This window comes from Psychrobacter sp. CLB018, assembly GCF_041222815.1.
Taxonomy (GTDB): domain Bacteria; phylum Pseudomonadota; class Gammaproteobacteria; order Pseudomonadales; family Moraxellaceae; genus Psychrobacter; species Psychrobacter faecalis.
Map to the genome: position 1 here is coordinate 2,988,828 of NZ_CP166085.1, position 11,745 is coordinate 3,000,572.

General features: G+C 44.4%; 8 protein-coding genes and 2 tRNA genes. 7 read left to right on the forward strand and 3 right to left on the reverse strand.

Annotated features, from left to right (window positions below; translation table 11 throughout):
- Nucleotides 1–57: 57 nt before the first annotated feature.
- Nucleotides 58–1,071, reverse strand: coding sequence for a 16S rRNA (cytosine(1402)-N(4))-methyltransferase RsmH (gene rsmH, locus AB8P72_RS12755; RefSeq protein WP_227514924.1), 1,014 nt, complete (start codon nt 1,069–1,071; stop codon nt 58–60).
- 426 nt (nt 1,072–1,497) lie between these two features.
- Here rsmH and gltX point away from each other — a divergent pair, with 426 nt between their 5' ends.
- From gltX to AB8P72_RS12780, 5 genes are all read left to right on the forward strand, one after another.
- Nucleotides 1,498–3,033, forward strand: coding sequence for a glutamate--tRNA ligase (gltX, locus tag AB8P72_RS12760; protein ID WP_068404310.1), 1,536 nt, complete (start codon nt 1,498–1,500; stop codon nt 3,031–3,033).
- 229 nt (nt 3,034–3,262) lie between these two features.
- Nucleotides 3,263–3,338, forward strand: a tRNA-Ala gene (locus AB8P72_RS12765).
- Between the two features lie 164 nt (nt 3,339–3,502).
- Nucleotides 3,503–3,578, forward strand: a tRNA-Glu gene (locus AB8P72_RS12770).
- Between the two features lie 449 nt (nt 3,579–4,027).
- Complete coding sequence (locus AB8P72_RS12775; RefSeq protein ID WP_068404312.1) at nt 4,028–5,068, forward strand: hypothetical protein; 1,041 nt, start codon at nt 4,028–4,030, stop codon at nt 5,066–5,068.
- 248 nt (nt 5,069–5,316) lie between these two features.
- Nucleotides 5,317–5,970, forward strand: coding sequence for a LysE family translocator (locus tag AB8P72_RS12780; RefSeq protein ID WP_305935829.1), 654 nt, complete (start codon nt 5,317–5,319; stop codon nt 5,968–5,970).
- Between the two features lie 88 nt (nt 5,971–6,058).
- Here the strand turns inward: AB8P72_RS12780 and acnA are convergent, their stop codons facing one another.
- Nucleotides 6,059–8,845: an aconitate hydratase AcnA gene (gene acnA, locus AB8P72_RS12785; RefSeq protein WP_068408004.1), complete on the reverse strand. Its 2,787-nt coding sequence runs from the start codon at nt 8,843–8,845 to the stop codon at nt 6,059–6,061.
- 428 nt (nt 8,846–9,273) lie between these two features.
- Entirely contained in the window at nt 9,274–10,287 is a 1,014-nt protein-coding gene (locus AB8P72_RS12790) for a DUF3025 domain-containing protein (protein WP_369957845.1), read from the reverse strand.
- 114 nt (nt 10,288–10,401) lie between these two features.
- On the opposite strand from AB8P72_RS12790, the gene AB8P72_RS12795 reads away from it, so the two are divergent.
- Complete coding sequence (locus AB8P72_RS12795) at nt 10,402–11,118, forward strand: metal-dependent hydrolase (RefSeq protein WP_068408001.1); 717 nt, start codon at nt 10,402–10,404, stop codon at nt 11,116–11,118.
- A gap of 43 nt (nt 11,119–11,161) precedes the next feature.
- The gene (locus AB8P72_RS12800; protein WP_068407999.1) at nt 11,162–11,725 is read left to right on the forward strand and encodes a YchJ family protein; all 564 of its coding nucleotides are present in this window, start codon (nt 11,162–11,164) and stop codon (nt 11,723–11,725) included.
- Nucleotides 11,726–11,745 lie beyond the last annotated feature (20 nt).

Here is an 11,745-nt window from a genome sequence, read left to right on the forward strand (position 1 = left end):
TAAAACATTCAGTCATATTTTACCCACATAACTGAATAGCAAGTTTTAAGACTTAGCTTAAGAATTATCATCTGCTTTATAATCCGTATCGCTACGAGTCGCCATGCGCAGCCACGCACTACGCGCGCGCGGATTATTGCTTATCTCAGCCTGACTGGGGCCAACACGTTTTGGTTTACTAAAATAACGCGGACGCTTGGGCGGCATCGGCAAGTTTTCATCTTCTGGATACTGACCTTTGCTATGGCGCTGCAAAAATTGCTTGATACGGCGATCTTCCAACGAGTGAAAACTAATCACCGCCAGCTGTCCGCCCGACTTTAAAATCGGAATACTTTGTGCTAAAAAGTCGTCGACATCACCAAGCTCATTATTGATAAAAATGCGCATGGCCTGAAAGCTTTGAGTCGCTGGGTGCTTACCGCGCTGCCAATTTGGATGCGCTGCTTTGATCACTTCTGCCAGCGCAAGCGTCGACTCATAACTGTCCATCTGCTTAATCGCACGAGCAATACGGCGGCTATGACGCTCTTCGCCAAACTCATAAAGCACATTGGCCAAGGTTTCATCATCGACCATCTCGAGCCACTCGGCAACCGACTGTCCGCGACTGGTGTCCATGCGCATATCGACCGCACCATCGCGCATAAAACTAAAACCACGGCTACCGTCATCAATCTGCGGCGAGGAAATACCCAAATCCGCCATTAAGCCGTCCACTTTTGTGATACCCATTGCCGCTAGGCTATCGGTCAAGGTTGCAAAGCTATCATGCACCACTTTGACGCGGCTATCAGACTTTGCTAATTCTTGCGCAACGCTAATGGCTGTTGGGTCTTTATCAAACACAATCAAGGTTGCATCATCGGCAAGCTGGCTTAATAGCAGGCGGCTATGCCCGCCGCGCCCAAAAGTTGCATCCACATAAATGCCACTTTTTTGTAAGCTATTCTGACGGCTGTCATCTGTTTGTTTGGGCAGCGATTTGACACCCAATACCGCCGCCACCGTTTCTTGTAGTAGCACGGCGTCATGAACAAAATTTAATTCATCAGCACCTGCTTGCTCTATGACGGGCTCTTGAGCAGAATCGTTTTCAACAATAGACGAATTGACTTCTGACTCAGAACTATCAATGACTGAAGAAGGGGTTTCTTTAGAATTTAACGTGTTTTTTGACTTTGGATTCGATATGGACACAAACGACTCAGTAGATGATGACCTTTTTGGCCAGTAATAGTAAAAAATAAGATGAAAATAAACAAGTTATGACTCACCTAGCATTATTATCGCAAGGATATACGGCGAGTCAAGCGCTAGAGAGGCTTTTCGTTAAAAATATCTCAGCTCTCTGTTATACTAGGGCTATATTTTACGCTATTTTTCTACTGTGACGGCGACTGTTTCACCCGTATTTTTTATACAATCTCCTTATTCGCCTTGAGCTTTAACTTTTCTCACCATTTTATTCATTCACTAGCATATTCTGAGATTTTTATGACCCAAACATCATCCCAAGCCAACCTTGATAGCAAGCGTCCTATTCGTACGCGTATTGCGCCCTCACCGACTGGTTTTCCGCATGTCGGCACCGCTTATATCGCCCTATTTAATTTAGCCTTTGCCAAAGCCCACGGCGGCGAGTTTATTTTACGTATTGAAGATACCGATCAAACGCGCTCAACCGAGCAATCTGAACAAATGATTTTGGATGCGCTGCGTTGGGTCGGTCTTGACTGGGCAGAAGGTCCAGATATCGGCGGTCCGCACGCACCGTATCGTCAAAGCGAGCGTAGTGATATTTATAAAAAACATGCCGAGCAGCTGATAGCAAGCGATCATGCGTTTCGCTGTTTTTGTACCCCTGAAGAGCTTGATACCATGCGCGCTGAGCAAATGGCCAATGGCGAAACGCCGCGCTATGACGGTCGCTGCGCACATTTAGCACCAGAGAAAACCGCGCAATTAGTCGCTGAATGCAAACCGCACGTTATTCGTATGCGCGTGCCAACCGAAGGCGTCTGCCAAATACATGACATGCTACGCGGTACGGTTGAGATTCCATGGACGCAAGTCGATATGCAAGTGCTGCTAAAAACTGACGGTATGCCAACCTATCATTTGGCCAACGTCGTCGACGACCATTTGATGGAAATCAGTCATGTTATGCGCGGTGAAGAATGGCTCAACTCTGCACCGAAGCATCAGCTGCTTTATGAGTATTTTGGTTGGGAGATGCCCGTTCTTTGTCATATGCCATTATTGCGTAACCCTGATAAATCAAAGCTGTCAAAACGTAAAAACCCAACCTCTATTACCTACTATCGTGATGCCGGCGTGTTACCAGAAGCGCTGCTCAACTACCTTGGCCGTATGGGCTACTCAATGCCTGACGAAGCGGAAAAGTTCACCTTGGATGAGATGATTGCCAGCTTTGATATTCAGCGTGTGTCGCTTGGCGGTCCTATTTTCGATATCGAAAAACTCAACTGGCTAAATGCGGAATGGCTACGTGCGCTTAGCCCTGAAGAGCTTAAAAACAAAATCCTCGACTGGGCAAGTGACAGCGATAAACTAACCGCGATTGCCGCCGCAATTCAACCACGTATTGAACTGCTGTCTGATGCGGTTAACTGGGGCGGCTTTTATTTTCAAAACCTGCCTGCTATCACCGCTGAAAGCTTTACCCATAAGTCGCTGACGCCTGAACAAATTACCGAGATGCTACAACTGGCGCTTTGGCAGCTAGAAACCTTGCCGACGTGGACGGAAGAAAATATTTATGCCACGCTAAAAGGCCTTGCTGCTCATCTTGATATTAAAATGCGTGACTTTATGGCGCCGTTCTTTATCGCTATCGCTGGTAGCACCTCATCGACGCCAGTCATGAACTCTATGGCGATTATCGGCGCTGATATGACCCTGACCCGTTTACGCCATGCGGTTGATGTACTGGGTGGCCTTGGCAAAAAGAAACTGAAAAAACTTGAGAAACAAGCGGCAGAGTTGCCAGACTTCTTGGCGGCTGAATAGTTTGGCTGCTAAATAACCTTGTACTGGTTAATTAAGAGTAGAATGGATAATTAATAAAAAAGGGTCAGGCTAATACTGACCCTTTTTTTATATTAATCTCCGTACTTAAATGCCCATAATTAGCCATTTAAATACTTTTACTAACTTTTTTTGCAAATTTATGCATTATTTTTAAAATAGCGGTTGACAAGACTGCTGGTCTTACCTAAAATACGCACACTCTTAGCGAGGGGCTATAGCTCAGTTGGTAGAGCACTTGCATGGCATGCAAGGGGTCAACGGTTCGACTCCGTTTAGCTCCACCATACTATTTATCGCAACGTTCAGTTTACTGAAACCTGAATAAATACTCGCTAGTAGGACGATATCAGCACCTAGGCAAGGCTTGCTCTATTAATAGATAAGCACTCTGATATTGTGAAGTACCGTTGTAATGCTATTGTAAAATAGTGGTTATGACACTCTATGCGTCCCCATCGTCTAGAGGCCTAGGACACCGCCCTTTCACGGCGGTAACGGGGGTTCGAATCCCCCTGGGGACGCCACTATTCGGCGTCACTTATTAGCACTTTTGCTTAGTACCTTTAAGTATTAGATTAGACTAATAAGCGCACAATAAAAAAGCCCAGTCATCATATGGTGACTGGGCTTTTTTTGTCTGTATTTTTTGTCGCCTATTTTAAAAAATCATTACGAGACAAATATTAATTGCTTAATTCTTTCTTACTTACACTTACATTTCGTTGATTTTGTCACTTATTTTAACATTCTAATACACATTCCTCATGCTTTTCTACTTAACAGTATTATTAATAAGTCTTTCTATTCCTTATGCTTATATTATGTTCACAACCTTTAATTGATGGCAAAAAACAATAAACGATAAATATCAATCAATGGTTGTGAATTTAAGTACGTGTACAACTGCTCTAAGCATAGAGTGAAAACTATAAATACCCATACAAAATTAGGAAATTTTAAAAAAGGAATGGTTATGTTAACTACTTATACTCCTCAAAGACGCCCCTCCTGGCGCGGTGTACTTGCCGGTTTGGTCATGGGATTGATTATCGTGATGGCAATGGTTGCCTTGGCTTTAGTGCTAAGCTCATTTTTACCGTTTGATTTAAAAGGTACCAGTATCGCGGGCGGTATATATGCGGTTATTACCGCTTTGATCAGTGCTTTTGTAGCAGGTCACTTTGCAATTAAATTCTCAGCGCCAGAAGCATTATTTGGTGATGGTACCGATGTAGATCCAAGAGATGCTACCTTAACGGGTATGCTAACCGCCGCTTTGATTGTACTGTTTACTACTTTTTTTACATTAAGTAGCGCAACTGGGATTTTAACCACAGCTGGTAATGCGGTAGGTTCTACCGTTGGTACGGTCGCTAAAACGGCTGCCACAACAGCGACCGTCGGTGCAGCCGCTGCTGGTCAAGCCGCACAAAACGACGGCGTACAGCAAAAAGCGCAGGAGATTTATCAGCGCGTTTCAGGAGATATCAGTGAAGAAGATATCCAAGCAATGGTAGCAAAAAATACGCAAAACTTAAGCGAACAGCAAGTCGCAGCAACCAGTCGTGTGGTTAAAGATTTGGTCAATGGTACTAAGACACAAGTAGCCAATATGGACTTTACCGATATCGACACGTGGCGCAATATTGATGACTATGCAAAACAGCGTATGGCAGCAATCGAGCAGACCTTAAAAGGTCCTGAGCTCATCACCCGTTTGCAACAAGAAGGTCTAACAGAAGCGCAAGCTATCGAAGTTCGTACCGAGGTTCAGCAGTCATTTAACGAATATAAAATAAAAACTGAGCAAAATATCGCTGAAGCAAAAGCAGCCGCTGAACAAAAATTACAACAAGCGGAAGAGGTTGCTCGTAAAGCAGCTTTATATAGTGGTCTATTTTGGTTAATCAGCACTATCTTAACTTTTATCGCTGCTATTATGGGCGCAAGAAGTGCAGCAGCCAACCATCGTTTAGACAAGCCTATCGTTACTCTTGGTGATAACGTTCGCTAAAAGGCCAAATGAACTAAAATAAGTAAGGAACAATATACTTATTAAACTTTGTCAAAAAGCCCAGTCACACTATATCGTGATTGGGCTTTTTTTCGCCTAGCGTTTTTTATTGGCAACACGTTTTATTGATACCATTTTTTATTAATAGCACTTTAAGTCTGAAAGAATAGAACTTGAAAAACTAGACATTTCGCCGCGCACAAGCCTATACTAAGAGCCTCTCCTATTATCTAAAAGGCTCGTTGGCGATGTTCGGTATTGAGAATTACCTAGGGTTTGTCATGGCAGCCATCTTGTTAAACCTGATCCCTGGCAGCGATAGCATGTATATCGTTACCCGCAGTATTTCACAGGGGCAAACGGCGGGTTTTTATTCCGTGCTCGGTATTATCTCAGGGATTTTAGTGCATACGTTATTGGCGGCGCTGGGCTTATCCGTCTTATTGGCCAACTCCCCTACTGCATTTATGGTCGTTAAATATATTGGTGCCAGCTACCTATGCTATTTAGGCCTAAAGATGCTGCTAACGAAACCAGATGCTTTAATGGCCGATAATTTATCCAGCCATGATCATCCTACTCGTACTAGTTTTTTAGATTATGGACAAATCTATAAACAGGGCGTGCTTACCAATACCTTTAATCCAAAAGTCGCATTATTCTTTTTGGCGTTCTTCCCGCAATTTATCAATCCTAATTATGCCAATAGCATGGTGTCGTTCATCATTTTAGGATTGACCTTTGCCGTCACTGGTTTTATATGGTGTTTATGTTTGGCATTACTGGCGTCAAAATTCAGTGAAAAGCTGCGAGAGAATCCAACTATCGAATCTATTTTAAATAAAATTAGTGGTGTGGTGTTTATTGGCTTGGGGATTAAACTGTTCACTGAGAAGGGTTAAAGGTAAAAATAACGAATTAAAAAGCATTGCGCATAAAAAAGCCCAGTTATCACGACTGGGCTTTTCTTATTCTCACTTTAATTAAATATTACGCTGCGTTTTTACTCTCAGCTGCCAATTGACGTAGTACATAGTGCAATACGCCGCCATGACGCACGTATTCGCGCTCTTTTGGCGTCTGTAGCATGACGTTTACCTCAAAGGTTTCAGTTGAACCATCAGCACGGGTCGCCGTCACTGTTGCGGTTTTACTTTCGCCATTATCAAGGCCTGTGATACTTAGTACTTCAGAACCGTCTAGGTGATAAGTATCGGCGTTTTCATCATCTTTAAAGGTTAATGGCAACACGCCCATACCGACTAGGTTTGAGCGGTGAATACGCTCAAACGAGCTGGTCAATACCGCTTTTACGCCGAGCAAAATCGTACCCTTCGCGGCCCAGTCACGGCTAGAACCAGAGCCATACTCTGCACCGCCAAGTACCACAAGTGGGCGCTGATCTTCTTTATACTTCATCGCCGCGTCATAGATGGCCATTTCTTCGCCGTCTTGAAGCGTGGCGTTGTCGCCTTTAAAGTAGTAAGTATAGCCGCCTTCTTTACCGCCCATCATCTGGTTTTTGATACGGATATTGGCAAAAGTACCGCGGGTCATGACCGCATCGTTACCACGGCGTGAGCCATAACTATTAAAGTCGGCTGGCATCACACCGCGCTCTTGCAAGTACTTACCCGCAGGAGAATTAGCATCGATATTACCAGCTGGCGAGATATGGTCAGTGGTGATTGAATCGCCAAATAGACCCAAGATACGCGCGCCTTCGATATCAGGAATGCCTTCTGGCTCCATGGTCATGCCATCAAAGAACGGTGGGTTTTTGATATAAGTAGACTTCTCGCTCCATGGATACAGCTGACTATCGGCTGAGCTAATGGCGTTCCATGCAGCACTACCGTCAAACACTTCGCCGTAGTTTTTACGGAACATATCGGCGTCGATATTATTGGCAATTAGTTCATTAATTTCATCGGACGTTGGCCAAATATCCTTTAGGTAGACATCGTTACCGTCTTGGTCTTGTCCTAGCGGATGGGTGGTCAAGTCAATATCGACCGTCCCTGCCAGCGCATAAGCAACCACCAGCGGTGGCGACGCCAAGTAACTGGCCTTGACGTGCGAGTGAATACGCCCTTCAAAGTTACGGTTACCCGATAACACCGCAGCGGCAACCAAATCGTTTTCTTTGATACCTTGTTCAATCGACTCTAAGAGTGGCCCTGAGTTACCGATACATGTCGTACAACCATAACCAACCAAATAGAAGCCTGTTTTCTCTAGCTCATCCATCAGTTTGGTTTTTTCAAGATAATCGGTAACAACTTTTGAGCCTGGTGCCAATGAGGTTTTTACCCAAGGCTTGGCTTTTAAACCTTTGGCAGCGGCTTTTTTCGCCACCAAACCAGCGCCAATCATCACCGCAGGGTTTGAGGTGTTGGTACAAGAGGTAATCGCGGCGATAACCACCGAACCATCACGCAGTTTGTGGCTCTTATCATCGATATTAACGTCAGAGAAGACATTAGGCTTGGCATACAGTCTATCGGCTTGCTCTTGCTGCGCACCTTCTTGGTCAAAGCGCACTTTACCATCAATTTCTGACTTACGGTCTTTGGTCATTTTCTCTAGCGTTTCGCCAAACTTCTCATGCATATCAGACAAATTGATACGCTGCTGCGGCAAGTTCGGACCGGCAAGGGCTGGTTTCACCGATGATAAGTCCAGCTCAAGCTTACTTGAATATGTCGCAGCCGGCGTATCGGCATCATGCCATAAGCCTTGCGCTTTGGCATATTTTTCAACCAGCTCAATCTGACTTTCTTCACGACCTGACAGACGCAGATAATCAATAGCCATTTGGTCAATCGGGAAAATACCACAGGTTGCGCCGTATTCTGGTGACATGTTGGCAATGGTTGCACGGTCAGCGAGTGGCATACTGTGTAAGCCTTCGCCGTAAAATTCGACGAATTTACCTACCACACCGTGAGCGCGTAACATCTCAACGACGCGTAGTACCAAATCCGTTGCGGTCACGCCTTCGGTCAATTTGCCTTTGAGCTCAAAACCGACCACTTGTGGAATGAGCATTGAGGATGGCTGACCAAGCATCGCCGCTTCCGCTTCGATACCACCAACACCCCAACCAAGTACGCCAATACCATTAATCATGGTAGTGTGACTGTCTGTACCAAATACCGTATCTGGATACGCGGTCAGCTCTCCGTCTACTTCAGCAGCCATTACTACACGCGCTAAATATTCTAAGTTAACCTGATGCACAATACCGGTTGCTGGTGGCACAACGACAAAGTTTTTAAAGGCGTTTTTGCCCCAATGTAAAAACTCATAACGCTCGTTATTACGCTTAAATTCAATTTTCTCGTTTAAGTCTAGTGCATCTTCGCGGCCATAAGCGTCGACCTGTACAGAGTGGTCAACGACCAATTCACTTGGGATAAAGGGGTTAATCTGCTCAGCACGACCGCCAAGCTCAACCACCGCATCACGCATCGCTGCCAAATCCACCACTGATGGTACACCGGTAAAATCTTGCAGGACGACACGCGCTGGCATAAAGGCGATTTCTTTTGACGCTTCTGCCCCAGCGTCCCAATTGGCAACGGCTTCGATGTGGTTTTTGCCGACAGATTGCCCGTCGTCTTCATTACGCAGTAGGTTTTCTAAGACGATTTTCATGCAAAATGGCAGTTTGCTGATGTTCTCGTAAGTGTCAGTCAGCTTTGGCAAGCTATAATAAACGTGCTCCTTGCCAGCGACGTCAATCGTATCTTTTACATTAAAAATATCACTCATGGTAGCTTCCTTATCGTTGTTATAGATCCTAAGCATAAATCCTTATGCCATTAATACGACTGTGAATGCATGGCAATTTATGCTGATAACTGGTGGCTTATTTCTTCTTAATTTAAATGAATGTGCTTAAATCGAATGGCGACAACTATTTTTTAATAAACGCTCGTTTTTAACAAGTGCTAAGTACAATAGTTAACGGTGCTTTTATTTGAATAAATATTTATTGATAACGGTGAGGTGAACGAAATCGCCGTTAACAAAAGATATATGCATCTGTTTAGCGTTTAACTGTAACGTCCTTTTACCATAACAAATAAGCAGCACTTTGTTAACGACTAGATGGTGTTGAATCGTGGCACAATCGTAACCACGACAATGCTTTAGCAGTTAAAATTCAACGTTTACCGGACAAGGTGTGCCCATATCTTTTAACTTTGACTACGACGACCGCTCCGAAAGACTTGGCTGTCCTCATAAAAGCTCGGCTGGACATTTTCTGCCCAATAGTGTGGCACGCCCAAAATGGGCAATGGCGACAGTTTGCGCGGGGACACATCTGGCTCTGATAATAACGCGTCCATATAATCGGCCACTTTTTGATCCAAATGATTGATACGCTCAGATAGCGACAAGGTAAAAAAATCTTGCGTGACATTTATCACGATACTATGGGCGCATAATGCTTTGCGTGGGTGCAGTAGCTTCTCTAACAGTGCATGACCAAAAATATAAACTGCTGCCTGAGCTTGTTTATTAAGTTGCTTTGGCTCGTCCCATTTGTCACGTGGTGCAACCAAACTTTCCTGCCAATCAAAATCAACCAATGCCTTACCGATACTAGACTCAGCGGTGACCAATATCGCGCCATTTTCATCAAAAACGGTAATGGTATCGCGGACACGGCCGCGACTGGCGCCAATACCTTGCTCCTTAATCTCAAGCATATGATAATAATTGAGCAGCGCTTTGGTCTTTGGAAAGGTGAGCCAAATACTACCGTTAAATAAATCATGCAAATTATCACGGGTCGGGATATTACCGGTGGTGCCGATAAAGCGCTCGTACGCTTCGCCTTCTGGCAGCTCATTTTGTGAAACGAATTTTAAGGTTTGGGCTTGATTGTTTAGCGCAGGTTTGGTTTGCGGTAATGACTGTTGTAAGGCGTCAGCATGCTTCTGTAATGCGGTATTCAAAACCTTGACGATGATATCAGGCGTATGTTCGAGTTTGTCTGTCTGAGCAGGGTCATTTTTTAAGCCTCTTAGCTGGCTGATGCTTTTACTTATATAGCCTAACTGGTTTAAGTGACACAGCCACGACGCTTGCCAATCAATAGCAGCAAAGCTGTCATCAAGCGTGCTGGCGTATGCAGACGGGTTATTAATAGATGCATCAAAAGCAGTATTTCGATAAGGCTTGGCAGGTAAATCAGTGGCGGTCATATTGATTATCTCTATTAGACGACTGGCGTGGCTATGGTATCATGGAGCGCTTTTTTACAGCTAGACAAGCCGCTCGAAATACAGATTTCGTGCGCTATTTATTGATGAGTTTTTATGGCAAATTTTAACACCCACTTAAATGTTGCATTCATGGCAAGTGGTACGATGAGTCTTGCGGTTTATAAAGCAGGCTTGATTGATGATTCAGGGTTTTTGATGTGCGTGGCACTCGGCACTATCGGTGGGCTGCTGCCTGATTTGGATTCTGATAACTCGACGCCGATTAAGCTTGGGTTTAATATTACCTCGTTTATTTTTGCCTTTGGTCTGGTCATGCATTGGCGCAGTGAGCTGAGTTTACTGGCGCTGATAGCTTTATGGTTAGCGGGCTACGGCTTTATGCGTTATGTGGTATTTTCAATTTTTACCAATATGACCGTACACCGCGGCGTCATTCATTCGGTGCCCTACATGGCCATACTAGGGCTTGGAATGACCTACGTCAGCTACGATATTTTAGCCTTACCGCTAACTGTCAGTTGGTTTTATGGCTTGTTTTTATTCGGCGGCGCCATGGTACATTTGGCATTGGATGAGCTATATAGTGTGAATTTGTCCAATATGAAAATGAAGCGCTCATCGGGTACAGCGATGAAGTTTTATCAGCATAAAGATAAATGGTGGTATCTGCTCCTGTACGTCATCCTTGCGCTCTTGGTCTATTTTGCGCCGCCATTTGCTGAGTTTTGGCAGCAGCTGCGTGACCCCGAACCTTGGGCAAAGCTTAAACTGGGACTATGGCCAGAATTGATAAAAAACTGGCTCAATTAAAATTTATAGAACCGTTAAAAAATGAATAATACACGAGTAAATAATGTCAATTTCCCTACCAATCTGCCCTTGCCAAATTAACCCAGCCTCAAATGCTATTGGCGTACCGCTACTTTATCAAGATTGCTGCCAGCCTTATCATGACGGGCTTTTAAATAACGAAGCTGATAAAATTGACGGTGCAAAGCCAGACTCTGCTGAGCGTCTAATGCGGTCGCGTTATAGCGCCTTTGTCTTAGTTAAACCAGAATATATCGTCAAAACCACTTTGCCTGCGCAGCAAAATTTACTAGATATTCAGGCGATTGAGTCTTGGGCAAAAGAGACAGATTGGGCAGGATTAGAAATCATTACGCATACGCCAAAGCTAGGTAAACGCCATGCGCAAGTTGAGTTTAAGGCTTACTTTAATATCTCTGATAATAAAGATGACGGCATACAGGCGCATCATGAATTATCTGCCTTTGTAAAAGTAACAGACAAAGCGAACAACGATGCGCGTTGGTATTTCCTCGACCCGACTGTTTCTATGACTGTCACGCAAAAACAGCCGTGTATTTGTGGCTCAGGTGAAAAATTTAAGCGCTGTTGTGGCGCTTATATCTAACTGATATTTAATCAACGTTA